Source organism: Roseivirga sp. YIW32 (assembly GCF_057219245.1).
Map to the genome: position 1 here is coordinate 285,079 of NZ_JBXVVG010000001.1, position 25,047 is coordinate 310,125.

Below are 25,047 nucleotides of genomic sequence, written 5' to 3' on the forward strand. Positions count from 1 at the left end.
TCTTAACTTTCTATGCTTTATTTGTGCAACAAAAGAATTGACTATGTATAACGGACTCGTACATGCGCACTCAGGTTTACGTTGGGTAGTGCTCGCCTTATTGCTTTTTGCCATCTTCAATGCGTTCAGCAAAAAAAGCAAGGGGGCTGAATGGACAGACAAAGACAAGAAAGTGACTTTATTTGCCATGATCTTTACACATGTGCAATTACTGATCGGCTTGGTCCTTTATTTCATCAGTCCATTGGTGCAGTTCTCAGAAGGATTTATGAAAAACCCTGTCTATCGTTTCTATAGCATGGAACACATCGTTACGATGTTGATCGCCATCGCTTTGATCACGATTGGTTACAGTAAATCAAAACGCGCATCAGAAAGCGTAAAGAAATTCAAATCGGTAGCCACTTTTTACCTCATTGGTTTACTGCTGATCTTAGCAGGAATTCCTTGGCCTTTCCGTGATCTAGGCGCGGGCTGGTTCTAGTTTAGGGCATCCGTGTTCAGCATCAATTGTCGATAGAAACGAATGGCGTCCTTGTAATCCTCAACGGCAATGTGTTCATCGATCCCATGGAAGGAATCGATGTTTCCTTCATTGATATGATAGGGAACAAAACGATAAATGTTCGGGCTGATCTCCCTAAAATGCCTTGAGTCCGTAGCTCCCAGGACCAAGTTTGGTGCGGTCAATACATTCGGAAAAATTTCTTTAATGGTTTGATTGATCAAATTGTAGGCCGCTCCTTCTTTTGGAGAAACGGGAGATGGGTCGTCATTAAAGCCTTGAAAGCTTGTTTTGATGCGATCGTCATCGATGGTTGCCACCACATGGTTCATCACCTCTTCACCTGTTTGTCCGGGAATGATCCGAAAGTTGACGACTGCCTTGGCATAGGTAGGGATCACATTCTCTTTAATACCCGCCTCAAAAATAGTGGGTGCGGTGGTGGTCCTGATCAGTGCATTTCCCGAGCCTCCTGCACTTTCGTAGGTACTTGTGATGATGGGCTTAAAGAGCGCCCGATTGGCAAAGGCCATTTTATTGACGAAACCCATTTCCGGTCCTAGCTGGTCCATAAAGCCTTGCATCGGTTCAGTGAATTCGGCTGGCATTGGGTTGTCTTTGAGCTTTGCAATGGCATTCGCCAATACATCGATCGCCGTTTCTTTTGCAGGTTGTGAAGAATGCCCTCCTTTCATGTCGACCGTGAGGGCAATGGTGGTCGAGCCTTTTTCAGCAATGCCGATCATGGCCACATCTGCACTAATTCCAGGGATCAATCCCTGCGTCACTGCATATCCTTCGTCTAAGATCATGGCAGCTTCAATGCCTTGTTCTTTGAAAAAAGTCGCGATCGGTATTGCACCTAAAGTACCGCTGACCTCTTCGTCATGTCCAAAGGAAAAGTAGATCGTTCGTTCGGGTTGAAATCCATCCTTGAGCAGCAATTCTGCTGCTTCCAGGATCCCGATAACAGTGAATTTATCGTCTATGGTGCCTCGTCCCCAAATGATCCCCTCTTTTTCCTCCCCGGCAAAAGGGTCGACCGACCATTTGTCTGGAGAAGCAATGGGCACTACATCCAAATGGCCCATCAGTATTACCGGTTTTAAGGCATCGTTTTTCCCTGTCCACTTGTAGAGGTGACTGAACTCGTTGAAATATTGGTGCTCCAACAAGGAATCAACGGTTGGGTATCGGTTGATTAAGAATTCGTTAAACGCGCGAAAGGCAGCCGAGTCAAAATCAGCAGGATCTTCATGCGAAATGGTTTTGATCCGTAGGGCCTCCTTGAAGCGTTCTATGGCCGCATCGTCTATAGGAATGTGAGCCACTGGAACAACTTCTAATTGATTCGAGCTGAAGGTGAATGTTTTGTAGAGGATATAGCCCAAAAAGAGTAAGACCATGACCCCTAGAAGTTTGAAAAATTGCTTCATATGGAAAGTTAAGCAGTTTTTGTCAGCCAAGGAATAGTCCTTTGCGACTTATTTCTCTTTTAAAAGGTCTCGAATTTCGGTCAATAATAGTTCTTCCTTACTCGGTTCTTTGGGCTGTGCTTCTACTTTTTTCTCCCATCGCTCCTTCATTCGGTTGTACGTCCTGATGACAAGAAAAACCGCAAAGGCCACAAGAATAAAGGTCAGAACCGTATTTAAAAACTGCCCATAGGCAATGGCTACTTCGGGGATCGCATCATTCGCCCCAGGGGCACTCTCTGCGATGGCCTCTTGCAAGACAATTTTGAACTTATTGAAATTGACTCCCTTCAGTGCTAAACCCAAAGGTGGCATCAACACATCATTGACCAATGATTTGGCGATGGCACCAAAATAGGTCGCCATAATAAGCCCTACGGCTATTTCAAGTACATTTCCTTTGGCAATGAATTTTTTGAATTCGTTTAGCATACGCATGGTTTTAGTGAGCCAAGAAAATACTAAAACCAAATGACTCTATTGAGACTGGCTTCCAGACATCAGCTGTGCGAAACGCTTGGTCTGGTCGAATTGCTCCATAAGGATCTTAAAGAATACCGTAATCGGTATGGACATGATCAATCCGGGTACGCCCCAAATAAAGCCCCAAAGCATCAATGAGATCAAGATGGTGATGACATTGATGGAAAAAGATCGACCCATAAAGATGGGTTCTAAAACACCGCCAATGAGAGCCTGAATGCCAGTAATGGTGAGCACAAAGAGCAATAAGCCACTACCAAATTGTAGTTCCACAAAAGAGAAGACCGCCAAGATGAGCACACAGATCACCGAACCGATCATCTGAACAAAATTGATCAGGAAGGCAAACAGTCCCCAAAAAACAGGGAAACTCACACCAAAACCCCAGCAAGCCAGTCCGACACCAATGCCAGTGAGTAAACTGACACCAAACTTCACTTTTATAAAGGTAATTAGGTCTTTTTCGATCTTACGGAAGGTCTTGACCGACGTGAACTTACCCTTCAAAACGGTGGTGTTCATCAATTTTTGCACATTGATAGATTCTGCTAAAAAGAGCAGCACAAAGAAGAGCATTGTGAGCAACATGGAAACGGTACCACTCACCAAGTTGGCGGTAGGGAGTAGGTTTTTGCCAAGGTTCTCGCGCGTGATCAATGACTGTAAGGTCTGTTCACCCTGCAGAAACTCTACACCGAAAAAGGTTTCAATGCCTCTGATCAGCTCGGTCAGTTTGGCTTTTGCCTGTTCCAGGAAGACATCATTGGTAGACAGAATTTCCTTACTCGATAGTTGCACAACGAAACCTAAGGCCCTGAACCCGATCAATAACAAGACCACCACAATGATGATGTTCAACCATTTAGGGCTTCTTTTTGATTTGAGCCATCTCATCAATGGCAAAAAGACCAGCGCAATGAACATGGCCCCTACTAAAGGCACAAAAATGAAATCGAGCGTTTTCAACAAATAGAAGACAAAGGGCACGATCAGTACCAGCAATAGTTTATTTGTTGTTTTTATGTCGTTCATTTCATGTAAAGATCAGCCTAATAAACTTGGAAATTGCCTTTGGGTTGCATTTATCCTGAAATAATGACCAAAAACTTCCTTCCCGATTGGCGTCTAGCAACAACGCGTACGAGCTTGAGGATATTTTACCACCGTTCTAATAGGTCTTGGTCATGTTTTCGTCCACACAGATGATAAAGTCCGCCTGACCGATGTGGTCATCTGACAGTTTGCTAATGTCCGCTTGCTCAACCGTACTGATGGTCAATATGCTCATGCCGGGCTTGAACTGATTCACATACCATAAGATTCCCTCGTGAAAATCGGAGTGGTAAGCACCATTGTAATGAATGAACAGCTGGCCGCTCTCCCAATTTTGGGTAATGAAGTATGCCATAGTCGCATCTTTCGATGCTTGGGCTTTCACGAGGTTCGGTGTGGCATGTCCTGCCATCATATCTATGATGTTCTTGTATCGCGGCAACTCGGCATCGAAAGGAAAAGGCATTGGTGCGATCCAGGCTTTCTCCTGTGCATCGAGTGCATCAAGTGCTTCAAAACCTCCTCTATTGACAGCGCTTGCATGACGTCGTGGAATGTTTGTGGCAATAAACGCCAATTGATTGTTCTTGGCGATGTCGATGAGTGGCTTGTAGTCTGTAGCATAATTCTTCCATAGCCTGGCCAAGGTATCCAGGCCTTTTTGATCGATGAGGCCATTCAGGTAATCGTTCAGTTCTTTTTGATTGTCGGCCTCCATCATTTCGGCGCCCAATACCAGCTCGCGCTCCGTATTCAAAGCGGCCGTGACTTCATATTGCAGCCAGTGAGAGATGGGGTTGTTATGCAATTCACCAAAGAAGATCAGGTCTTGCTTGATGAGCGCCTTCATCATTTTGTTGTAGCTGACTTTTTTGCCTTTGCTAGTATAGATTTGATAAGGTCCATTCTGCTGCGCTAAAACGTGAACGGAGAAAAGAAGAACGGTGAGTAAGGTTAAAAAATACTTCATGTTACATTAGTTAGCTACGCGAAAATTAAGTTCATCTACCCCTGTATTTTTAGATCGTGGATCAAAAGCAGTGATCACCACTTCGTGACTACCTGTTTTTTCAAGGGTTAAATTGGAGGTAAAGGTGTTATCTGTGGAGTTTTCCATTTTGAGGGTTTGCCAAAATTCACCGTTGACATACACATGGGCTTCGACCTCCATCATATTCCCATCCCACAGTCCGTCGGGTGAAATGGTACAGCCACACATCATCACCATATTGGCTTTGATCTCAATGCTTTTGTCTTCTTCCAAAGAAAAACCTTGGTGCGTTTGCGGATAGAGACCATCAATCACAAAACCTGGTATTTCTAAAATAATGCCTTGCTCGTCCAGGTGTTTTCCGGGGATCAGCCAAACTTGCGTTGAGGTTATCACGCGAGATTCGTGATTGACTGGTGCCATGGCCTCGATGTTCACAAAGAGTGGCTTGCTGAGTGACAATGTGGTCTCAAAAGCAGCAGAACCAACATGGCTTTCATCAAAGCGTTCCTTGGGTGTGTTCATGATGGCTTCCGTGTTTCCGGTACCTCCTTTGGTCAAGCCTTTGGCAAGTACTTCAGCGGTTAAGGCATCTCGAATGACGATCAAGGAACCACCCATAGAGGTGCCAATGAATTTGGCGTCTTTGGCTTTGGTGCGGACGATGACCTTAGTTTCTTTAGCTTCTTGACCAAGTAGAGTAAAACAGGTAATCAAGAAAACAGCGATCAGTAGGTTTTTCATAGGTTAAAGTTAACAGAATCGTTCTTGTGACATTACTTGTAAATCTTGAAACTTAGTGAAAGCCTCCGATTCGATCGGATAGGTCCCTCAATTTTGGATTAAATGCGGTAATCAGTTCTTCTTTCCACCTTCTGTTCCAGCGTTTGAGTAACTTTTCTCTTTCTATGGCTGATTCAATGTGATCAAAGACTTCATAATAAATCAGGTCAACGCAGTTGTATTTCTTCGTGAATTCTGACCCAAGACCATTTTTATTTTGATATACCCTTGTTTCGAGATCACTAGTGACACCAATATAAAGAACAACTCTAGATTTATTTGACATGATGTAGACATAACCTCCTTTGGACATAGCGTGTGTGTTTTTATGCTAAAAGTGGTTTGTAGAGATTCCCAGTCAAGCTGGGAATGACGAATGCTTTTTTTAGAACGTCATCCCCGACCTGATCGGGGATCTCCATAAAACGTTAGGGATAAGATAGTCTGTAGATTTATAAATCTCAATATGATCTTTTCAGCATTGTGATGTGTGTTTTTAGGATAAAAGTGATTTGTAGAGATTTCCAGTCAAGCTGGGAATGACGAATGCTTTTTTTAGAACGTCATCCCCGACCTGATCGGGGATCTCTAAAGAACTTTACGGATAAGACCATTTGTTAATTCCCAAAACTCAACATTCTATCAATGGCATTGTTAATTGCGCATTGAAACCCTAAATTCGAACCAAACAAACGTTAGTTATGGGATTGACATCAGCACAAAAAGAGATACTCGACAAGGCGATCGACGCCTTGCATACCAGAACTTTTCACGCACAATATCCTGAGCATCCTTCTCCAAACATCTATGGAGAAACAGCCGATGAGGACGGGAAAAATGCTTTTAAAGCCTTAAGAAAAGGCAAGTTCGAAGAATTACAACAAGCAGGAGAAAGTGCATGGATAGGAGAGGAGCATTCGCCTTATTTTGACGAACCTGTGGGTGCCACCTATCCTCAATTTACCAACGAGGTATTGATCGAGCGTGCAGAAAAAGCATTCCATAGCTGGCGAAAAGTATCCAAAGAGGACAGAGCAGCTATGCTGATCGATTCGCTGGATCGTTTTTCAAAACGCTTCTTCGAGAATGCGTATGCGACCATGCATACGACCGGTCAAGGTTATATGATGGCCTTTCAGGCTTCTGGACCGCATGCAGCAGATAGGGCCTTAGAAGCAGTTGCGGCAGGCTACGAAGAATTAGGTCGTTTCCCAGCGTCAACAGTCTGGGAAAAGCCGATGGGTAAGTACAATTTGGTGATCAACAAGGAATGGAGAGCTGTTCCTAAAGGCATTGGTTTAGTGATCGGTTGCTCTACTTTCCCAACTTGGAATTCTGTCCCTGGCGTTTACGCGGATATGATGATGGGAAATTCAGTGATCGTGAAGCCACACCCGGGCGCGGTATTGCCAATGGCCATCGTGGTCGCTGAGATCAGAAATGCACTAAGAGATGCGGGCTTCGATCCTGAGGTTTGTCAGCTTGCAGTGGATACCAAAGATCATCCGATCGCGAAAGAATTGGCAGAGCATCCGAAAGTGAAGTTGGTTGACTTTACCGGTAACTCTGAGTTCGGTGCTTATCTGGAGTCTTTGCCAAAAGCGGTATTTACAGAAAAGACTGGTGTGAATTCAATGATCTTGGACTCAGTAGAGGACTTGGATAAGGTGATTCAGAACATCACGTTCTCCGTGGCGCTTTACTCGGGACAAATGTGTACGGCTCCACAGAACTTCTTCATTCCTGAAGGAGGTGTCAAAACTCCTGATGGCGTAGTGAGCTTCGATGAAGTAGCTCAGAAGATCGCTGATTTTACCGACGGCTTGATCAATAATCCAAAAGCAGGACCATTTGTAGCGGGAACCATTCAAAATCCAGCAACAGCAGATCGAACCAATGGGGCAGCGGCATCCATTGGTGGGAAGGTAAGACTGGAAACAAGAAACATCGAGCAGACCATTCCGATCTTCCAAAAAGCGAGAACACAAACGCCAACTTACATCGAGGTGTCATCTGCTGATAAAGACAAGTTCTCGAAAGAGATGTTCGGTCCGATCGCTTTCTTGATCAAAACAAAGGACACCAAAGAGTCAGTTGCTTTGGCGAAAGAGATGGCGGAAACCTATGGGGCGATCTCTTGTGGCGCTTACACCACGGACGCAGAAATGAAGGAATACATTGCCGATCAAATGTCATTGGCAGCAACACCGGTCTCGTTCAACTTGGTGGGTCAGATCTTCGTCAATCAGAATGCAGCATTTTCTGACTTCCACGTGACGGGCGGGAACCCGGCCGGAAATGCATCCTTCACGAATCCTAACTATGTGAATGGCAGATTCACTTGGGTGGGCATGAGAGAGCCAGCGTAGTCAATTAAGAATTAGCAATTAAGAGTAAAGAGCCACTAAAAAGTGGCTTTTTCCCTATTTAGATAAGAACGTCATCCCCGACTTGATCGGGGATCTCCTTAAAATTCATTGAGTTGGGTAAGGTCGTTGCTTCTCAAGAGTCAACTTGCTATAAAGCCCTCGTCATGTGTTTTTTGATGAAAGTGGTTGATTGAGATTCCCAGTCAAGCTGGGAATGACGAATGCTTTGTTAGAACGTCATCCCCGACTTGATCCGGGATCTGCGTTGTTTATGATTAGTATCATTCCTTGTCTTTTATTCCAAATGCTTGATGGAGACGACACCATTAATGGCTATTCATGATGCCGTATTTTGAGCTTGATTAATGCTTGATAGTTAATTCTTTATAGTCTCGTGGACCAAAATAAACTCTGCTTTTGATCAATTGACCGGCTTCATCCCACGCCTTAAAGTAATGACTAATTGAGTCGCTGTTGATTTGGTAATCCCATTGGCGACTCATTTGTCCGTTTTCATAAAACTCCTCTGAATAAATTTTCTTGAAGTCATCATGAAAGTCCTTGTTTCGATAATGAACTTGTCCAGAAGGATAGTATGCCGTTTCCTCATAAGTTCTCATGACATTGTCTTGCATGCTTAATATTCTAATGGTGCCATTCAGATAATACTGCGTGTCCTGAGTCATCTTGCCATTTTCATTAAAGATCCTTTCATAATGGATTTGCCCACTTTTGAAATAGTAATAACAAGTATCAAAGGGTAGGCCTTTTTTAAAATTCCACTCTCTGTAAAGGATGCTATCAGGTTTATACCAGTATTGCTTCCCTTCCAGATGTCCATTGCTGTAACTTTCGCTGAGCAAGATGTCGCCTTCCGGATAATAGACGATCCTGGAACCTTCTAGTCTTCCACTTTTATATGATTCAACTCGTTCCAAGCTACCATCGGGATAGTATGTTTTTCGCTCCCCATCTATCTGCGTTGAATCCCTTATGTGAAAGATTGATTTCAGTTTTGCGATTTCATCTTCTGAAGAGTTATGAAACCATTTCTTTATACCTAGCCGATTAGCATACATGCTTGTATACTCGCAAGCGAAGACTATTGGTTTTTGATATTCTGTTATGGTAGAAAATATGAGCCATGTTTCTCCTACACTTACACCCAGATCACAAGATGTCATCCAATCTGTTAAGCCATATAAACCACCATTGACAATTAGTCGATCGTGCTGATTTCCTTTAAATTGGATTAGTGTGGATATTGAAGATTCATAAAAATAATTATCTGCCTTTTGGTGATCGGACAAAAAAGTTGAATCAATTTTTACTAAAGCTATGTATTCATATTCTTCTAAGTCTTTCGCTGTTTCATAATCCTTATTCGGGACGCAATCACAAGCATAGCTATCTAAGCAAAAGAGTAAGAGGAAAGATGGTACTAATGTGTATTTCATATTGATTAAACAGACTCAAGGGATACTGACCCTTATTCTTTGAGTTTTGTAATCATTTTTAAAGTAAACTTGCTGACCTTTTGACTTGCATCAATAATTGCTTTATCAACCTCTTCTGAACTACTGATGTCAGTTACTTTCGCCAGTGAAGCCGTGTAATAGTTGCCCCAGGTTTCTAGGATGTCGATCTCCTTTGCTTTGGTAGATTCTCCTTTGGCGATCAAGGTTTGTCCGAGGTCAAACTCAATGGTCAATCGAGTCAAAGCAGAGGTAACAACGAGGTCTGCCATACCGATCGCAGTGGATTCATCACCATTGACCAGGACCATGGCACTGGCTAATGCTGCTGTTCCAACGTTGGTCAAGGTCTTTTTTGATACTTTGTCTATCCGGTCATTATCGGTATGATAGAACTGATCGGTGAAATGCCAAAGGAGCAAACCCGGAATGTCGGCGCGCAAGAAAGGGGTGTGGTCACTACCGCCTTCAAAAGGGTTGTTGTTCACCACCCAATTGGCATGCTGCCCTTGAAGTTTGAACATGTTGATCATAAAATCATTGAAATAGTGAGGACGCATGTCTTCTTTAGATAAAGGTCGACCTCCCCATTCTGAATGTTTGTCGTCTCCTCTGGTCCAGATGGCGCTAGGGTCAGGCATTTTTTCGATCAAGAATGAACCGCCTGTTTTCTCCGTGTCTTCACCCACCATGTCTAGGCTTATGCCCCAAATGATCTCGGCGGTGCGCTTCTCCTTTTCTTCGATATATCTTCTGGTCGAAATGATCTCATCTCCCCATAAGTAGGTGGTCGTTCGTTTGGGATCGATCTTGCCTTGCCGCATCAATTGGGCCGTTAAACTGGCCATTTCCAACTGAGCACCCACGCCACTGGCGTTGTCGTTGGCACCGGGTTCTTGAATGTGCGCACTAAATACCAAGCTTTCTTTTGGCAACTTGCTCCCCAGCACATTGGCCACCACGGTGAGCTCTTCCGAAGCATAGTGTTTTGTTTGAATGTCAATGTGGAGGGTTTTCTTACCCTTCGCAATGGCCTCTTTCAATCGTTCTTTGGCCTGATAAGAAAGGGCAATGGCCCAGGGTTCATTCTCCGCGTCATAGCGCAAAGACCTGAACTGAATCGAGGTTATGTTTTTCTCTGGTTGCAAGTAGCTGGGCATGTCGTAGGTCAATAGGCCAATGGCACCACCTCGTTGAACAGCAGCCGGATAAAGCTGCCTTGCGCTCATCTCTGCGAAAACCACCTTGCCTTTAACGTCTAGGTTTTGTAAGTCATCAAGCGTATGGATATGAACAACCTCTGTTTCTATGCCACCTGCTGGAGTGGAAAAAGAATTGAGGTAGACCATGTTGCGATTGGTCTCTTGTCTGAGAAGGGCTTGTGCTTCACCAACAATCGAAAGACTCGCTGTTACAGGCTCCCAAGTGGGACGTTCCATTTTCCGTGTTTCGATGCGGTAAACCAACCGATCGCAAGGAGCGGCATCTGCTTCATTCACATAACCAGATGCCTGGAGTTCTCGCTCGATCAAATAGACCGATTCATTGAATCCAGTATTTCCGGCTACGCGCCAGTATTTCTCAACAAAAGCCACCGTATTGTAGGCCAGGTCGCCTTTGAACTCGGGTCTGATCAGGTCGAAATAGTGCTGAGCCTCTTGGGCAATTGGGCCGACTTCTTGTTGGGCCAAGCCATTTTGAAGGAAAAGGATAACAAAGAGTAAACTAAGTTTTTTCAAAGGATGATGTTTATGTGCTGAATGCCGTTGTTGTCCGTCAAGAGTGGGTTACCTCACCTTGGCCGTTTTGATCAATTTAGCGAAAATGCCTGGAAAGAATCTTTTCACGTAGACCGCATAGGCTTCTTTACCGATATAGACCTCACGTTTTTCTTTTTTTATGACCCTGAGCATTTTTTGAGCACAGACCTCTGGAGGGATGCCGCGCTTGTGCGTCTCATCTACCGAACCATTGGGTGAGCCATCTCCTTTTAAGGCTACTTGCGAGAGCTTGGTGCCGATAAAGCCCGGGGCTAAAATGGTGAATTTGATCCCTTTATCTTCCAATTCCGCACGCATGCTATCAAAGAAACCATGAAGCGCATGCTTACTGGCGGCATAGCCGGATCGCCATGGTGTTCCGAATTTGCCTGTTAAACTGGTCACGGTGGCGATTTGTCCGCTGCCTCTCGCCAGCATGTGCGGAACGACGGCTCGGGTCAAGGCAATGGTACCAAAGTAATTGATGTCCATGATCTTACGATCAATGGCTAGCTCAGTATCCATGGCCATTGAGCGCTGCGAAACACCACCGTTATTGATCAGAATGTCAATTTGTCCAAAGAGGGCAATGGCTTGGTCGGCTTTTGCTGTCAATTCTTCGCTCTTTTCTAGATCAAGCGGTAAGATTTCAATTGAAGCCTGTCGTTCATTTGCCAACTTGACCCGTTCCAGCTCACTGGTCCTTCTTGCCGAGATGATCAGATTGACTTCTTCTTTTGATAGTAATTGCACAAGGGCTTCTCCAATTCCTGAAGAGGCGCCGGTGATCCATATGGTTTTGCTTTTGAGGTTTTTCATTTGAATGCTTACTAATATATCTAATCCAGAACGTCATTCCCGCGCAGGCGGGAATCTTCTTATTCATTCATTAAATTAATGTATGCAAAAGCTTGGGTATGTCTATATCATGTCGAATACGCATCGAACTGTTTTGTATATAAGTGTAACTTCAGATTTAGAGACCAGGGTTTATGAGCATGAAAATGGAGTTACTGGCGGTTTTACAAAAAGATACAATTGCAAAGACTTAACTTATTATGAGGTTTTGAGTGATATTGAATCCGCAATAGCACGAGAAAAAGCTATGAAAAAGTGGAACCGGGCTTGGAAAGAAAGATAGATCAGAGAGAAAAACCCTGAGATGCTAAGACTCAATGATGAAGTGCAGGGCTTCAATTGAGGGGATTCCCGCCTGCGCGGGAATGACAATTACTCAATAAGGATTATCTCAGGCGATAGAGAATCTCGGTGAATTATAGCGTTAGACCTTCTCGAAAGTAACAAAATCAAAAGCATATTGGTGCTTTTCATCAGCCGCGTGATGCACCCGCTCAGTTTCTTTCCATTGACCTTCATCAAACTCAGGGAAAAAAGTATCGGCTCCCTCAATCGTGGCCATTACCTCGGTGATCAGCATTTTATCCACAAGGCCTTTGTCTATGGATTCTTTGTAGATGGTCCCTCCACCAATGATAAAGACTTCTTTTTCCTGTCGTTGCCCTTCACAAAGTGCAAGAGCGGCCTCGAGGCTGTTAACGGCGAAATGGCCCTCAGGCGCTTGGTAATCTTGTTGCCGGGTGATGATCACAAACGTCCGCCGCGGCAATAAGCCAGGCAGTGAATCAAAGGTCTTTCTGCCCAAAATGACCACATGATCTAAGGTTACTTGCTTAAAGAAACGGAAGTCGTCGGGCAATCGCCAAAGAAGGTCGTTGTCTTTCCCAATGGCATTGTTCTTGGATACGGCAACTACTATCGTTCGTTTCATAGGCTATTTCCTCTTAAGAAGTCTTCGATGTTCATGCGTTTTTTACCCTGCATTTGCAGCTCGGTAATGGCCAGGGCATGATCACCGGTTTGAATATGCAAGTAGGTCTTGTTATCTGTGGCCATGTCTCCAGGCTGGTTTCCGGCCCGTTGACCATCGAGTTTTTCTGTTCTGTAGATCTTGAATTGCGTGCCGTTCAGGATGGTCCAAGCGGCAGGATATGGCGAAAGGCCGCGGATAAAATCATATACTGCTTGCGATGACTTGCTCCAATCGATCTCACAGGTTTCCTTAAAGATCTTCGGAGCATGTTTGATTTCCAGCTCCTCATTTTGCGGTACTTGCGGGTAATCTCCGGCTTGAATGGCTTCTACCGTTTTCAAAACGAGCCGCGCACCTTTTTCCATCAACCGAGGGTAAAGATCACCAACCGTATCAGCTTCTTCGATCTTTTCTTCTTCTTGAAAGATCACATGGCCCGTATCAATTTCATGTTTCAAGAAAAAGGTGGTTACGCCTGTTTTCTTTTCTCCATTGATGATCGCCCAGTTGATGGGAGCTGCACCGCGGTATTGCGGGAGTAATGAAGCATGTAAATTAAAAGTGCCGATCTCAGGCATGTCCCAAACGACTTCAGGGAGCATTCTAAAGGCAACCACTATTTGCAGATTGGCTCGATAAGACCTGAGTTCTTCAATAAATTCTGGATTTTTCAGGTTTGTGGGTTGAAGCACGGGGATGTGCTGCCTTACCGCATAGTCCTTCACGGGAGAGGTTGCTAACTTTTGTCCACGGCCTTTTGGTTTATCCGGCGCTGTGATCACTGCAACAACAGTGAATCCATTCTCAACTAGAATTTGCAGGCTGGGTACTGCGAATTCCGGTGTTCCCATGTAAATGATGTGGAGTTCTTTCATTGATGTCCAAATTTAGTAAGGAGATTCCTCCCGATTACTATCGGGATCAAGGGAATGACGTTCTTTTTTATATTCCTCCCGGTCTAAGTAGGGGGCGGATGCTACTCAAAATCAGGATAAAGCAAGTATTGTTTGCGCATGGCTTTGTAAGCATTCAGTTTTGGTTGCCAAAGCCTTTTAATGTCTTGTTCGCTTAGTCCAGCCTCTATCTGTTTCCGCAACTGATCTGTTCCGGCTAATAGGGTCAGGTAATCTTTGAAAAATTCCGTTTTAGGAGAAAGGTCTTGGTAAAAATCGATCAACCACTTGAGTGTAAAGCCTCTTGGCGATTCGGCCTGATAGAAGGCGTACCCAACGCACAGTTCACCCTCCAATGGCGGGTATTTGGATCCTGCATTGGGTTGAGGGGTAAAAGAAGTACCACCACTGCTGTATAGCGGATGACCTATCTGCTCGAAAGGGTGGTCTGTGCCTCTTCCTACACTCACCACTGTGCCTTCAAAAAGACCGAGACTCGGGTAAAGGGCAATGGCATTGTCATTGGGAAGGTTAGGAGAGGGCCTCACCGGTAAACTGTAGGACTGTGTGTGATCCCAACTTTTCAAAGGAATAACGGTGAGGTCAGCCGTTACACCATTGGCTAACCAAGCTTCTCCATTGATCATTTGGGCCAATTCGCCAACGGTTAATCCATGCACAACAGGAATGGGGTGCATGGCGACAAAACTATTCACATCCTCTTCTTTCACAGGCCCATCGATGTACATGCCATTCGGATTAGGTCGATCCAAGACGATCACCGTTTTGCCATTTTCAGCGGCGGCTTCCATCACATAATGCATGGTGCTGATGAAGGTGTAAAAACGAACACCTACATCCTGAATATCAAAGATGAGCACATCCACATCTTCAAGCATTTCTGCAGAGGGCTTTTTGCTACTACCGTAAATGGAGATGATGGGCAGTCCGGTTTGGGCATCACGACTGTCGTCGATGGTTTCTCCATCAGGGGCTTCTCCTCGGAAGCCATGTTCCGGCGCCATTACTTTTTTAATCGCAATACCGCGAGCAAGCAGGGTGTCGACCAGATGGGTGCTGCCCACCAATGAGGTTTGATTAACCACTAAAGCAACGGCTTTCCCTTCTAGCAAAGGCAGGTATTGGTCCATTCGTTCGGCGCCAACCTGCAAGCGGTTCGATTCATTTTGTGCTGAACAGGAGACAAAGAATAAAAAAACAAGTAAGCAGAGTCCGTTTCGAATCATTCGCTTCGTTTATATTTGAGCAAAGTCAAAAGTAAAGATAATCTTGAACCTCCCTTATTTCATATCAAAAAGAATCAGTGCTGGCGACAAAGGGAGTTTCGCTACCGTTATCCATAAAGTAGCCATTGCCAGTGTCGCTCTGGGGATCGCCATCATGTTGGTCTCTTTTTTGGTGTTGGGCGGCTTTCAGAATAGCATCAAAGACAAGATCTTCACCTTTTCCGGTCACATTCAGATCAAGAAATACACCTTTTCCAGTGATTACGATGAAATTCCTATCATCCTTACCGAGGAAGAAAAAGAAGCTGTACGCAACGATCCACATGTCGATTACCTCCAGTCCTATGCTTTGAAGCCGGGATTGATCAGTAGAAATGAAGAGGTGTTCGGCTTGCTTTTCAAAGGCGTCGGAAAAGACTTTGACACCACGAGCTTGCAGGATTACATCATCGATGGCCGCTTTCCCAGTTTCGAGACAGAGCAGCAGTTTTCAAGTGAAGTGCTCATCAGTGAATTCATGGCGCGGCAAATGCAAGTTCAGATCGGTGATGCCTTGCCGACAGTTTTTATCATGAATCCTCCAAGAAACAGACGCTTGTTGGTGACAGGAATCTTCAATTCTGGCCTGGCCGATTTTGACGAACAAGTGGTGATTGGAGATATTGAATTGATTCGTGTGCTCAATGGTTGGGCAGCGGGTTATGTTGGTGGCTACGAGGTTTTCATTAAGAACCTAGATAAGATCGCCGACGCGGACGACTCCATCCTCGGTAAGGTGGCGACAGATCACATGACGGAGCGCATGGATGAGAAATATGTGCAAGTATTTGATTGGCTGAACCTGCTCAGCCAGAACGTCTTTATTTTGATTGGCTTGATCTTATTTGTCGCTTGTTTTAACATGGTCTCCGTGCTTTTCATCCTCATCATGGAAAGAACACCGATGATCGGCATATTCAAGGCCTTGGGTGCTCCCAATAAATTGTTGAGGAGGATCTTTGCTATGAATGGGATACGACTTGTTTTCAGAGGCTTGTTCGTTGGTAACCTGATCGCACTGCTCTTCGGTTTCTTGCAATACCAGTTCAAGCTAATTCCGCTCGATCCGTCTACTTATTACATGGCCCATGTGCCGATCGATTGGGATTGGGTACGCATTATCGGTGTAAACCTGATCACTTTAGTGTTGGTAGGAGGTGTTTTGTTGATCCCAACGGCTATCATCTCACGCATCAACCCCGTTAAGGCGATTCGTTTCGATTAGGGCTTGCTGAGGCGTATTGCCTTTCCTGAAGTTCCGAAAGAGGCTATTGATCTTGATCTGAAGTACGCCAAAAACTGCTTCTTTGATGATACCTTGAGTCATTTTAGAGGCTCCTCGGGTACGGTCTGTGAAAATGATGGGTACCTCTTGAATAGCAAAACCGTATTTCCATGCCAAAAACTTCATCTCGATCTGGAAGGCATAGCCCATGAATTTCACTTTGTCTAGTTCTATGGTTTCGAGTACCGAGCGGTGATAACACTTGAAACCTGCCGTGGTGTCGTTGATCGGCATACCGGTGATCATGCGCACATAATGGCTGGCAAAATAAGAGAGCATGACACGAGACATTGGCCAATTGACGACGTTGACACCCGTCACATAGCGAGAACCGATAGCCAATTCTGCACCATCCTGTTGACAGGTGTTACGGAGCTTGACCAGGTCTTCCGGATTATGCGAGAAATCAGCATCCATCTCAAAGATGTATGCATACTCTCTTTGCAGTGCCCAGCGAAAGCCGTGGATGTATGCCGTACCGAGTCCAAGTTTTCCACTGCGCTCCTCAAGGAAAAGCTGGTCCTTGTAAAGCTGCATGCGGTCTTTGACCAAGTCAGCAGTACCGTCTGGAGAAGCATCGTCAATGATCAACAAATCAAAATCCTGTTCTAACGAGAAGATCGTATCGATCATCTCGACGATGTTCTCGGCTTCATTGAATGTTGGAATAATGACTAGGCTATCACTCATAAGGTGTTTTATTGTATCCGATGAGTCACGGCCTTGAATTGTGGCCATCAGGAGTGACTTGGCTAAATATAGAACTATGCCAATAGATAACGAAATTGTTAATTGAAGAATTTCGATATTGGGACTATGAAAAAATGCGTGTTTCTAGATCGAGACGGGGTACTGAATAAAGAGCTCGGCTATCAGATCACTGATTTTCAGGATTTTGTCTTGGAAGAACACTTGCAGCAGTCGATCTCTCAGCTTAAAGCGGCGGGCTACCTACTGATTGTGGTGACCAACCAAAGCGGCATATCAAAAGGAGCGTATAAGGAGGAATTTGTTCATGCCTGTTACGAACGTATCCAAGAAGAGGTAGGAGGCATGATCGATCACCTATATTTTGCGCCTGGTCATGAGAGCGTTTCCAACTCTTTGATGCGAAAACCGGATTCCCTCATGTTTGAAAAGGCCATCGCTAAGTTTAAGATTGATCCTGCACAAAGCTGGATGATCGGAGATAAGGAGCGCGACCTGATCCCAGCGAAGAAACTCGGAATAAAGACCATTTTGGTAGGGGAAGGTATTTCAGCATATGCTGATGCCAAAGCAGATAATATTAAAAAAGCTGTACCTATAATTTTGAGGGCATCTCAATAAAGGTTTTTAATAAGGATGAGTATTAGAGAGATTCCCAATCGAGTTGGGACTGAAGTTTTTAGACGGCGCAATCCGCAATACTCATGTCTCAATACCACCGAAGGCATGTTCGTCCGGAGAATTCACGTGTTCATCGACAAAATTTTCAGAACTTATGGTCAACAGACACCTTTGAGTCAACAACAAAACAAAATAGCTGAATTATGAAACGACTTAAAGTAACAATCGCATTTGCAGCCATCGTGCTGATCATGAACTCTTGTGTGTACTCGCTCTTCCCGATCTACACAAATGAAACCCTCGTGTTTTTACCGGAATTGATAGGCAAGTGGCAGACCAATTCAAGTGGCGACTATATTGAATTTGAAGCCGCTAACAATGACAAGAAGGACGTGAAAGCCACAATGAGTGACGTAGCATTCACCATGAATGATGATACCGATGGCAACCCGGAAACCTATAACTACGAGATTACCGGTGATGGCTGGGTAGCAAGAGGTGATGAGCCGATTACTGTGGAGGTCAATGGTGAACTCATTGATGATCCGGTGAAAGTAAAGGCCTATTATGATTCAATTTTTGGAGGGATGGAGTCGGATACTCAAAAAGCATTGGGAGCCATGGTCAATGAATTAGACTCAGCGGTGAATTCTGAGGGTAATGAGTTAGGCGATATGATGCGCGACCTTTCGAAAGGATTAGGTAAACTAGGGAAAGCATTAAAAGAGGTCGATGCCAAGATCAATGGGACTTCCTATGTTACGAAGAAAGAAAGTTATTTCATGACTGTAATGGAAGATGGATTGGCAAAGACTTATTTGGCACATGTTGTCGAGATCGGTGAGGACTACTTTCTAGACATCTATCCGATGCCCGAATTGCAAGACAATATCTTATCAGATAATCTCTTTCCCGTTCATACTTTCATGAAAATGAACCTAGAAAATGGTCAATTGAAGCTGACACCTTTCGATCTTGGAAAACTCAACGAACTGTTTGAAAGCAATTTGGTCAGATTACGACATGAGTATGTCGAAGGCAATGTGGTGATCACGGCACAGCCTGAAGAGATCCAAAAGTTCTTAGATCGTTATTCAAATGACGAGACGGTTTTCGAAGAAGCAGAGGTATATAGCAAAACGGCACTATGAATACGATAGTCAAGGTCTTGAACTCAAGATGGATACAGCACCCGGTTTTCTGGGTGCTTTCCGTGTATGCGATTGGGAATTACTTCAGTATTTCTAACATCTTCAAATTCATCGATTTTTTCTATGCCTTACTTTTCCATTTGCCCTTGGTGTTTCTTGTTTATGTGAACCTCAGGCTCCTGATCCCCAAGCTACTCGCTAATGGTAACTATTTCTACTACGCCTTAAGTATCCCTTTTTTACTAGCCGTCACGTTTGGCCTGCATGAATTTACCTTTGAGGTCTTGCTGCCCATCCTACCGACGGAGTTTTATATGGTGTCTTTTACCGAATGGCAGGTTTTGATTACCATTTTCTCGATCTATTTGGTGCTGACTACTTTGATAAAGCTATCAAAATCATGGTATGTGCTTCAACAAGTAGAAAAAGAAAAATTATCCATTGAGTTGAATTCGTTAAAGGCTCAGGTCAATCCGCATTTTCTCTTCAATAGCTTGAATAGTATTTATTCTCAGGCCCTGGTTAAAAGTGAGCAAACCGCTGAAACGGTCTTGAAGCTTTCGAATTTACTCCGCTACATGCTCTATGAAGTGGGTGATGACCTGGTGCCCCTGGCCAAGGAAGTAGAGATGCTCGAGAATTATATTGAGCTGCAAAAACTTCGGGTGGATGATGGTGCCCATGTCAATATGACGATTTCCGGAGATATCGAAGGTGTGCAAATTGCTCCTTTACTGGTCTTCCCTCTAGTTGAAAATGCGTTTAAACACGGCTTAAAAGGTGCTTCTGAAGAAGCCTTTGTGCAAATCGATTGGACCATTGGTGCCCAAATAGCTGTGAGTATTCGCAACAACCTGGGTTCGGTCGATGACATGGAAAAAGGTAAATATGGAGGGATCGGTCTTGAAAATGTCAAGCGGAGGCTTCAATTGATCTACCCGGGTCGACATGAGCTGAAGATCAACCAGAAAGACAATGAGTTTCACGTTAACTTGCTATTGAAATGATCACTTGTGCCTTAATTGATGATGAACCCTTAAGCCGAGATGTGCTCCGACAATTTGTTGCCGATCATCCGGATCTCGAACTTAATGGTGAATATAAGGATGCCTTAGAAGCCATGTCTGGACTAGAAAAGCAACCCGTGGAATTGATCTTTCTCGACATCAACATGCCGAAACTGTCTGGGATCAATTTCTATAAGTCCTTGACGAATAAGCCGAAGGTTATTTTCACCACCGCTTACCCGGAATTTGCGCTTGAGGGTTTTGAATTGAATGCGGTGGATTATTTAATGAAACCCATTGCCTTTGATCGTTTTCTTCAGGCCGTGCAAAAGGTGAAGGAACGAAGAGCGGCCAGCCATGAATCTGCTGAGCACATCATGTTGAAAGTGGATAAAAAATTATACCGTACCGCTTTTGATGATATCCTTTTCTTTGAAGCCTTTGGTGATTATGTCAAAGTACATTTGAATGATCAGGTGCTCATCATCACACATACCATGAAGAAGCTACTGACTGAGCTACCGGATGATCAATTCATCCGAACACATAAATCGTATATCATCAACAAAAGCAAGGTGGAATTCATTGAAGGCAATCAGATCAAGATGGGCGATCAAATGGTTGCCATTGGACAGGTATACCGCGAGCAGGTCTTGGCTGCTCTGAGCTAGTCAATGGAGCTGTTATCCATAGGTTCAATGACCATTTTGGGGTTATCGACCGTCAAATTTCTTCGAGTATTGAGGCCCCTCTACCACGATCTCCTGAGGTCCATTGCCATTTTTCATGCAAACTGATCTTGCCATTGGGCATCACTTCAGGTTTAGAATGACAAATGCCTGTCATCAAATCGCCCTTTAGGTTGACCTGATGATAGCGCATATCAATTTTCCCAAACTCATCCACTAATCCGATCAAATGTCCTTTTTTGATCGCTCCGCCACTGTATTCGGAGGTCAGAATTGCTCCTTTTTGCTGATATAGGAAAATGGTTTCTTCGGAAGTCTCGCCGTTATCGGTGTTCGAAATAGGTTTGAAACGCTTTTGGTGGTAGTTCATTCTAAAGGTTTACGTAAGATCTTGTCCATTTTTCTTCCCTTGGCTAACTCATCAATGAGCTTGTCAAGATAACGAACTTGTCTCGTCAGTGGGGTTTCAATTTCCTGGATCTTGTAACCGCAGATAGAACCGGTGATCAGATCGGCATTGGGGTTCACACTGGCCCGTTCGAAAAACTCTTGAAAGGTTACTTTCTCTTCTATTAATTGATTGAGGTCTCCTTCGCTGAAGCCTGTAAGCCATTGGATGACCTCGTGCAATTCGGCTTTGGTTCGTCCCTTCTTCTCCACTTTGGTCACGTAATGCGGGTATACCGAAAAAAATTTCATTTGCGCAATTTTAGCGTCATGCGCGGGTGTTGTTGTAGGCATGATTAAAAAGTTATGAAGACAAAATAATAATTTTCTGGCAAATAAGCCCGGTCATAGGTTAACTGTCAATCAATCTATGACTAGCTCACTTTTGCTTTAGGACAAAGACCATACAATGCTGCCAGGGCAGGTTGTCAATGTTTTCTTCAAGTACGAATCCTGCTGCTTCCATCTCTCTCACCGCCTGCCACTCACTCATTTTGTGGATGGGCTTGATGGGCACTGAGCGGTCTTCTGCGCGGTATTCAATGAGGTAGACCTTACCGTCAGGTTTCATGGCGTCTTTGATCGATAGCATGGTCTCATACGGGAAATTGAACTCATGGTAAACGTCTACCATCAGTACCTTATCGATACTGTTTTTTGGTAAGTTGACCGATTCCTCCGTTCCTTTGATCAACTCCACATTTGTTACTTTCTGCTGATTGATCTTGAGCTGCATGGCCGCGAGCATCTCCGTTTGGATGTCCACGGCATACACTTTTCCTTTAGAAACCTTTTCGGCCATTTTGAAGACATGATAGCCCGAGCCAGCGCCGATATCAGCGATCACATCATCCGCCTGAAGGTCCATGTTCTTAAGCAGCAAGCTGGTGCGTTCTTCTTTTTCTCGCTCCGGTCGCTCTAACCATGCCATGCCTTGATAGCCCATTACATAAGCGATCTGCCTTCCCATGTACCATTTGTCAATGCCTTGTGGATCACCCTTTTTGTAAGTATAGCGTTCTTCAGCAACCTTATCGGACTGGCTTTGCGCACAGGCAGCAAAGGATAAGAACAACAGGAGAAAGGAGAGACTTTTGATGGTTTTCATGGGCTAAGAACCGAATGAAAGAGCAAAAGGTTATGCGGCAGAATGCAGGGCTGCTTTTTTCTTGTTGGTGACAACACCAACATGGGCGGAAAGATCAGCACAATGAAATAGGTGACCCAGTAGGGTTTAAGCTTTAGTTTCATTATTGTGCCAGTTTTTGTAGGATACTTGTGAAGAAAAGGAGATTCCCGCTTTCGCGGGAATGACGTTCTCACAGAGTATACTATGCAATGATGCTCAAAGCCTTCGTTTCTTTCCAGCCGCCTCTGGTGAAGTCAGGGAATGCTTGTGGCATGCCTCCTTCGGCAACAGACTTTTCACTCAATGGCCCAACTGCCGACCAGAAGCAACCTTCGTACACATTTTGATCCAACGGTGTTCCAGTTCGAAGACATTCAATGATGCGGTAGCGCATGATGCCATCCATACCGCCATGCCCGGAGTCTTTTGTGCTTTCGTTTAGCTTTTTGTACAAGGGGTGATCGTATCGCTCTCGTAGTGCGGCCAAGGCTTCTTGTCCTTGCGCCCAGGAATGGTGACTTTTCGTAAAGCCTTCTACGCCTCCTTCTAGGGCTACCCGTGTTGGGAAACCCGCCAATGTACCGAGCGTGCCTTGAATCAAGTTCAATCGGGAATACGGTCTTGGGCTCGTTTCATCCCATTGCACCATAACGGTTCTACCCAGTTGTGTTTTGATGATAGAAGTGTTCAAATCTCCACCTTTGTAGTACAATTGATTCCACTTATGGTCCACAGCATAATTTTCTTTCGCATACTTTGCTCTTCCCATTGCCGGCGTAGAGTAGGATACCAAGGTGTCGAAGCTATCGTCTGTTCTTCCTAGGTTCATGTATTGCGCTACAGGTCCTAGCCCATGGGTTGGGTAGAGGTTGCCATTTCGGTTGGCATAATGGTGTGTTCGCCAAGAACCTGTGCCGCGTTCTTGTTCTTCCATTTGGAAGCGTAGTTCATGGATATAAGAGGCCTCACCATGCAAAATGTCGCCAATGAGTCCCTGTCGGCACATGTTGAGGAACATGAGTTCATCACGGCCATAGTTGACATTTTCCATCATCATGCAGTGCTTGCCTGTGGCTTCAGAAGTATCTACGATCTGCCACATCTCTTCCAGCGTGGTAGCAATAGGAACTTCGACAAAGGCGTGCGCTCCTTGCTTCATGGCCTCAATGACCATGGGCGCATGGTTTTTCCAATTGGTCGAAACGATCACCATGTCCGGCTTTTGCTCACTGAGCATCTGCTTCCAGAGATTTTCATCTCCATGATAGAGTTTGATGTTTTGATGGCGTTGGCCATTGCCCTCTTCCTTGCAACGCTCGGCAGAACGTTGTGCCCAGTCTTCGTAAAGATCACAGATGGCCACGATCTCCGTGCCTTCGAACGAGGCGAAATCTCGGGCATGGCCACTTCCTCTTGCACCGACTCCGATCAAGGCGATCTTAACGGTATTGAGTTTTGGTGCGGCAAAGTCCCCCATGTATTGAGCGCCTGTTGGGCGTTCCTGTTCTTGCGGAGCACAGTTATTGAATAGCGTAGCCGTGGCTACAGCAGCTGCTGAGAGGGAGGTGGTGCGTAAAAATTTACGTCTATCTAATTTGGACATGGCAGAAGAGTTAGGTTAACAATGCATAATCAGACCTTTTTGGTAAAAGTCAAAATGATTTTCCAAAAGAGGTTTTTAATTTCGGCTGATGATTCCGGGATCACGGTTTTCTTTCCCCTGTCGCTCAGTTAGTGCATCGCCGAGTCGTGCACGCATGTCTTCAGCCAAGGCCATTATTTTTTTGACCACTTCAGGATGCGCTTTGGCTACATCGTTAGTTTCGCTGATGTCTTTTGAAAGATCATAAAGAGCAATCTCTTCAAACCTGAGGTACTCATAGTTGACAGGTAAACCATCTTTGCCCCCTTCTCGACCATTCAGACTCCGGTAGTTATGAGGAAAATAAAGCTTCCAATTCTTGTAACGTACGCCTTGCAATTCATTGATATGGTAGTAAAAGAAATAGGCTTCCTGAGGCCCTTCTTCGCTTTCTCCTGTCCATACTTTCCAAAGGCTTTGACCATCAATCGTTTTTTCGGGCAACTGACTTTGGGTGATCTCAGCGATGGTGGGCAGGATGTCGATACTCATCATGGGCGTTTGGATCGTCTTTCCCTCTGGCAATACGGACGGCCATGCTATGATGGTTGGTTCCCGCTGACCACCTTCAAGGGCAGTGCCTTTTCCTTCGCGTAAGGGCAGTGCACTGCCGGAATGTTCACCGTAATTCAGCCAGGGACCGTTGTCAGAAGTAAAAATGACTAAAGTGTTCTCAGCTAATCCTTCTTCCATGAGCGTCTTCCGGATCTGACCAACTGACCAGTCGATCTCCATGATCACATCACCATAAAGACCCCTCTCAGATTTACCTTTGAAATCATCAGAAACAAAAAGGGGTACATGGGGCTGTGGATGGGCCACATATAAGAAGAAAGGGTTGTCTTTATTCCTCTTGATGAAATCCACGCTACGCTCAGTGATCTGACGAGTCAGCAAGGACTGATCGGTAAGCGTGTCAATGATCGTTTCGTTTTCATAAAGCGGTAACGGTCCAAAGTTGAAAACGGGGCCTTGCTGAGGATGATAAGGCCACATGTCATTCGAATAAGGAATGCCAAAATATTCATCAAAGCCCTGTTTTGTGGGCAAGAATTCCTGAGCGTCGCCCAAGTGCCATTTGCCATAAATGGCGGTGGCATAGCCATTTGGTTTGAGCAGCTCGGCAATGGTCGTTTCCTCCAAATGCAAACCTTTCTTGCTATTGGGCATAAATGCGCCATGGATGCCTATGCGGTTCGGATAACAACCCGTTAAGAGACCGGCTCGAGAGGCTGAACACACCGCTTGCGCTGCATAAAAGTCAGTAAGCTTGAGGCCATCGGCTGCCATTTGATCCAAATGTGGTGTCTCAAACCCCTGTGCACCAAAAACACCCACGTCTTGATAACCCTGATCATCAGTAAAAATGATCACAATATTAGGTTGCTGCGGAAGGTCGGGCGCCTGGGTGCAAGCCTGTAAAAGAGTGAGTGCTACAAAGAGGATAAGGAGTTGCTTCATCGC

The 25,047-nt window shown here is 44.8% G+C and carries 26 protein-coding genes; 8 read left to right on the plus strand and 18 right to left on the minus strand.

Annotation, left to right across the window (positions count from 1 at the left end; genetic code table 11):
* The first annotated feature begins 43 nt into the window (after positions 1-43).
* Positions 44-484 (plus strand): cytochrome B, encoded by a 441-nt coding sequence (locus AC2D6U_RS01475; protein ID WP_484719161.1) that lies wholly within the window; start codon positions 44-46, stop codon positions 482-484.
* Here the strand turns inward: AC2D6U_RS01475 and AC2D6U_RS01480 are convergent.
* From AC2D6U_RS01480 to AC2D6U_RS01505, 6 genes are all read right to left on the minus strand, one after another.
* Positions 481-1,941, minus strand: a complete 1,461-nt coding sequence (locus tag AC2D6U_RS01480; protein WP_484719162.1) for a M20 family peptidase — start codon at positions 1,939-1,941, stop codon at positions 481-483. The two genes, AC2D6U_RS01475 and AC2D6U_RS01480, sit on opposite strands and share 4 nt — an antisense overlap.
* 48 nt (positions 1,942-1,989) lie before the next feature.
* Positions 1,990-2,412, minus strand: coding sequence for a large-conductance mechanosensitive channel protein MscL (gene mscL / locus AC2D6U_RS01485; RefSeq protein ID WP_484719163.1), 423 nt, complete (start codon positions 2,410-2,412; stop codon positions 1,990-1,992).
* Between the two features lie 45 nt (positions 2,413-2,457).
* A complete protein-coding gene (locus tag AC2D6U_RS01490; protein ID WP_484719164.1) occupies positions 2,458-3,495 on the minus strand; it encodes an AI-2E family transporter in 1,038 nt (345 codons plus the stop codon).
* 136 nt (positions 3,496-3,631) lie between these two features.
* Positions 3,632-4,486: a ChaN family lipoprotein gene (locus AC2D6U_RS01495; protein WP_484719165.1), complete on the minus strand. Its 855-nt coding sequence runs from the start codon at positions 4,484-4,486 to the stop codon at positions 3,632-3,634.
* Positions 4,487-4,492: 6 nt separating this feature from the next.
* The gene (locus AC2D6U_RS01500; protein ID WP_484719166.1) at positions 4,493-5,251 is read right to left on the minus strand and encodes a hypothetical protein; all 759 of its coding nucleotides are present in this window, start codon (positions 5,249-5,251) and stop codon (positions 4,493-4,495) included.
* A gap of 52 nt (positions 5,252-5,303) precedes the next feature.
* Positions 5,304-5,603: a GIY-YIG nuclease family protein gene (locus tag AC2D6U_RS01505; protein WP_484719167.1), complete on the minus strand. Its 300-nt coding sequence runs from the start codon at positions 5,601-5,603 to the stop codon at positions 5,304-5,306.
* Between the two features lie 388 nt (positions 5,604-5,991).
* On the opposite strand from AC2D6U_RS01505, the gene paaN reads away from it, so the two are divergent.
* Entirely contained in the window at positions 5,992-7,659 is a 1,668-nt protein-coding gene (gene paaN / locus AC2D6U_RS01510; protein WP_484719168.1) for a phenylacetic acid degradation protein PaaN, read from the plus strand.
* A gap of 362 nt (positions 7,660-8,021) precedes the next feature.
* On the opposite strand, the gene AC2D6U_RS01515 is transcribed toward paaN, so the two are convergent.
* Genes AC2D6U_RS01515 through AC2D6U_RS01525 form a run of 3 tightly spaced genes read right to left on the minus strand, consistent with a single transcriptional unit; the run spans position 8,022 to position 11,713 of the window.
* Entirely contained in the window at positions 8,022-9,116 is a 1,095-nt protein-coding gene (locus AC2D6U_RS01515) for a toxin-antitoxin system YwqK family antitoxin (RefSeq protein WP_484719169.1), read from the minus strand.
* 32 nt (positions 9,117-9,148) lie between these two features.
* Positions 9,149-10,873: a M28 family peptidase gene (locus AC2D6U_RS01520; RefSeq protein ID WP_484719170.1), complete on the minus strand. Its 1,725-nt coding sequence runs from the start codon at positions 10,871-10,873 to the stop codon at positions 9,149-9,151.
* A gap of 48 nt (positions 10,874-10,921) precedes the next feature.
* Positions 10,922-11,713: an SDR family oxidoreductase gene (locus AC2D6U_RS01525; protein WP_484719171.1), complete on the minus strand. Its 792-nt coding sequence runs from the start codon at positions 11,711-11,713 to the stop codon at positions 10,922-10,924.
* A gap of 82 nt (positions 11,714-11,795) precedes the next feature.
* Here AC2D6U_RS01525 and AC2D6U_RS01530 point away from each other — a divergent pair, with 82 nt between their 5' ends.
* Entirely contained in the window at positions 11,796-12,035 is a 240-nt protein-coding gene (locus AC2D6U_RS01530) for a GIY-YIG nuclease family protein (protein WP_484719172.1), read from the plus strand.
* 141 nt (positions 12,036-12,176) lie between these two features.
* Here the strand turns inward: AC2D6U_RS01530 and AC2D6U_RS01535 are convergent, their stop codons facing one another.
* From AC2D6U_RS01535 to AC2D6U_RS01545, 3 genes are all read right to left on the minus strand, one after another.
* On the minus strand, positions 12,177-12,683 hold the full coding sequence (locus AC2D6U_RS01535; RefSeq protein ID WP_484719173.1) for a dihydrofolate reductase: 507 nt from the start codon (positions 12,681-12,683) through the stop codon (positions 12,177-12,179).
* On the minus strand, positions 12,680-13,600 hold the full coding sequence (gene fmt / locus AC2D6U_RS01540; RefSeq protein WP_484719174.1) for a methionyl-tRNA formyltransferase: 921 nt from the start codon (positions 13,598-13,600) through the stop codon (positions 12,680-12,682). The genes AC2D6U_RS01535 and fmt overlap by 4 nt, the downstream gene beginning before the upstream one ends.
* 101 nt (positions 13,601-13,701) lie before the next feature.
* Complete coding sequence (locus tag AC2D6U_RS01545) at positions 13,702-14,865, minus strand: exo-beta-N-acetylmuramidase NamZ family protein (protein ID WP_484719175.1); 1,164 nt, start codon at positions 14,863-14,865, stop codon at positions 13,702-13,704.
* Between the two features lie 43 nt (positions 14,866-14,908).
* Here AC2D6U_RS01545 and AC2D6U_RS01550 point away from each other — a divergent pair, with 43 nt between their 5' ends.
* On the plus strand, positions 14,909-16,129 hold the full coding sequence (locus tag AC2D6U_RS01550) for an ABC transporter permease (protein WP_484719176.1): 1,221 nt from the start codon (positions 14,909-14,911) through the stop codon (positions 16,127-16,129).
* Here the strand turns inward: AC2D6U_RS01550 and AC2D6U_RS01555 are convergent.
* Complete coding sequence (locus tag AC2D6U_RS01555; protein WP_484719177.1) at positions 16,091-16,879, minus strand: polyprenol monophosphomannose synthase; 789 nt, start codon at positions 16,877-16,879, stop codon at positions 16,091-16,093. The genes AC2D6U_RS01550 and AC2D6U_RS01555 overlap by 39 nt on opposite strands.
* Before the next feature lie 126 nt (positions 16,880-17,005).
* Here AC2D6U_RS01555 and AC2D6U_RS01560 point away from each other — a divergent pair, with 126 nt between their 5' ends.
* The 4 genes from AC2D6U_RS01560 (at position 17,006) to AC2D6U_RS01575 (ending at position 20,347) form a co-directional block, all read left to right on the plus strand.
* A complete protein-coding gene (locus tag AC2D6U_RS01560) occupies positions 17,006-17,518 on the plus strand; it encodes a D-glycero-alpha-D-manno-heptose-1,7-bisphosphate 7-phosphatase (protein ID WP_484719178.1) in 513 nt (170 codons plus the stop codon).
* A 203-nt stretch (positions 17,519-17,721) separates the two neighbouring features.
* Positions 17,722-18,669: a hypothetical protein gene (locus AC2D6U_RS01565; RefSeq protein ID WP_484719179.1), complete on the plus strand. Its 948-nt coding sequence runs from the start codon at positions 17,722-17,724 to the stop codon at positions 18,667-18,669.
* Positions 18,666-19,676: a sensor histidine kinase gene (locus tag AC2D6U_RS01570; RefSeq protein WP_484719180.1), complete on the plus strand. Its 1,011-nt coding sequence runs from the start codon at positions 18,666-18,668 to the stop codon at positions 19,674-19,676. The genes AC2D6U_RS01565 and AC2D6U_RS01570 overlap by 4 nt, the downstream gene beginning before the upstream one ends.
* Complete coding sequence (locus tag AC2D6U_RS01575) at positions 19,673-20,347, plus strand: LytR/AlgR family response regulator transcription factor (protein WP_484719181.1); 675 nt, start codon at positions 19,673-19,675, stop codon at positions 20,345-20,347. The genes AC2D6U_RS01570 and AC2D6U_RS01575 overlap by 4 nt, the downstream gene beginning before the upstream one ends.
* A 52-nt stretch (positions 20,348-20,399) precedes the next feature.
* On the opposite strand, the gene AC2D6U_RS01580 is transcribed toward AC2D6U_RS01575, so the two are convergent.
* From AC2D6U_RS01580 to AC2D6U_RS01600, 5 genes are all read right to left on the minus strand, one after another.
* Complete coding sequence (locus tag AC2D6U_RS01580; protein WP_484719182.1) at positions 20,400-20,735, minus strand: avidin-fold protein; 336 nt, start codon at positions 20,733-20,735, stop codon at positions 20,400-20,402.
* Entirely contained in the window at positions 20,732-21,064 is a 333-nt protein-coding gene (locus AC2D6U_RS01585; RefSeq protein WP_484719183.1) for a DUF2200 domain-containing protein, read from the minus strand. The genes AC2D6U_RS01580 and AC2D6U_RS01585 overlap by 4 nt, the downstream gene beginning before the upstream one ends.
* Before the next feature lie 127 nt (positions 21,065-21,191).
* Complete coding sequence (locus AC2D6U_RS01590; RefSeq protein WP_484719184.1) at positions 21,192-21,920, minus strand: class I SAM-dependent methyltransferase; 729 nt, start codon at positions 21,918-21,920, stop codon at positions 21,192-21,194.
* A 223-nt stretch (positions 21,921-22,143) separates the two neighbouring features.
* Positions 22,144-23,544, minus strand: a complete 1,401-nt coding sequence (locus AC2D6U_RS01595; protein WP_484719185.1) for a Gfo/Idh/MocA family protein — start codon at positions 23,542-23,544, stop codon at positions 22,144-22,146.
* 75 nt (positions 23,545-23,619) lie between these two features.
* Positions 23,620-25,044, minus strand: coding sequence for a sulfatase family protein (locus AC2D6U_RS01600; RefSeq protein ID WP_484719186.1), 1,425 nt, complete (start codon positions 25,042-25,044; stop codon positions 23,620-23,622).
* Between the last annotated feature and the right edge of the window lie 3 nt (positions 25,045-25,047).

Coding starts and splice junctions, on each gene's coding strand:
- AC2D6U_RS01480 (WP_484719162.1), bottom strand. CDS start 1,941: ATGAAGCAATTTTTCAAACTTCTAGGGGTCATGGTCTTACTCTTTTTG.
- AC2D6U_RS01525 (WP_484719171.1), bottom strand. CDS start 11,713: ATGAAAAACCTCAAAAGCAAAACCATATGGATCACCGGCGCCTCTTCA.
- AC2D6U_RS01585 (WP_484719183.1), bottom strand. CDS start 21,064: ATGAAATTTTTTTCGGTATACCCGCATTACGTGACCAAAGTGGAGAAG.
- AC2D6U_RS01595 (WP_484719185.1), bottom strand. CDS start 23,544: ATGTCCAAATTAGATAGACGTAAATTTTTACGCACCACCTCCCTCTCA.
- AC2D6U_RS01495 (WP_484719165.1), bottom strand. CDS start 4,486: ATGAAGTATTTTTTAACCTTACTCACCGTTCTTCTTTTCTCCGTTCAC.
- AC2D6U_RS01590 (WP_484719184.1), bottom strand. CDS start 21,920: ATGAAAACCATCAAAAGTCTCTCCTTTCTCCTGTTGTTCTTATCCTTT.
- paaN (WP_484719168.1), top strand. CDS start 5,992: ATGGGATTGACATCAGCACAAAAAGAGATACTCGACAAGGCGATCGAC.
- AC2D6U_RS01500 (WP_484719166.1), bottom strand. CDS start 5,251: ATGAAAAACCTACTGATCGCTGTTTTCTTGATTACCTGTTTTACTCTA.
- AC2D6U_RS01490 (WP_484719164.1), bottom strand. CDS start 3,495: ATGAACGACATAAAAACAACAAATAAACTATTGCTGGTACTGATCGTG.
- mscL (WP_484719163.1), bottom strand. CDS start 2,412: ATGCTAAACGAATTCAAAAAATTCATTGCCAAAGGAAATGTACTTGAA.
- AC2D6U_RS01555 (WP_484719177.1), bottom strand. CDS start 16,879: ATGAGTGATAGCCTAGTCATTATTCCAACATTCAATGAAGCCGAGAAC.
- AC2D6U_RS01565 (WP_484719179.1), top strand. CDS start 17,722: ATGAAACGACTTAAAGTAACAATCGCATTTGCAGCCATCGTGCTGATC.
- AC2D6U_RS01570 (WP_484719180.1), top strand. CDS start 18,666: ATGAATACGATAGTCAAGGTCTTGAACTCAAGATGGATACAGCACCCG.
- AC2D6U_RS01505 (WP_484719167.1), bottom strand. CDS start 5,603: ATGTCCAAAGGAGGTTATGTCTACATCATGTCAAATAAATCTAGAGTT.
- AC2D6U_RS01560 (WP_484719178.1), top strand. CDS start 17,006: ATGAAAAAATGCGTGTTTCTAGATCGAGACGGGGTACTGAATAAAGAG.
- AC2D6U_RS01575 (WP_484719181.1), top strand. CDS start 19,673: ATGATCACTTGTGCCTTAATTGATGATGAACCCTTAAGCCGAGATGTG.
- AC2D6U_RS01515 (WP_484719169.1), bottom strand. CDS start 9,116: ATGAAATACACATTAGTACCATCTTTCCTCTTACTCTTTTGCTTAGAT.
- AC2D6U_RS01580 (WP_484719182.1), bottom strand. CDS start 20,735: ATGAACTACCACCAAAAGCGTTTCAAACCTATTTCGAACACCGATAAC.
- AC2D6U_RS01475 (WP_484719161.1), top strand. CDS start 44: ATGTATAACGGACTCGTACATGCGCACTCAGGTTTACGTTGGGTAGTG.
- AC2D6U_RS01530 (WP_484719172.1), top strand. CDS start 11,796: ATGCAAAAGCTTGGGTATGTCTATATCATGTCGAATACGCATCGAACT.
- AC2D6U_RS01600 (WP_484719186.1), bottom strand. CDS start 25,044: ATGAAGCAACTCCTTATCCTCTTTGTAGCACTCACTCTTTTACAGGCT.
- AC2D6U_RS01535 (WP_484719173.1), bottom strand. CDS start 12,683: ATGAAACGAACGATAGTAGTTGCCGTATCCAAGAACAATGCCATTGGG.
- AC2D6U_RS01545 (WP_484719175.1), bottom strand. CDS start 14,865: ATGATTCGAAACGGACTCTGCTTACTTGTTTTTTTATTCTTTGTCTCC.
- fmt (WP_484719174.1), bottom strand. CDS start 13,600: ATGAAAGAACTCCACATCATTTACATGGGAACACCGGAATTCGCAGTA.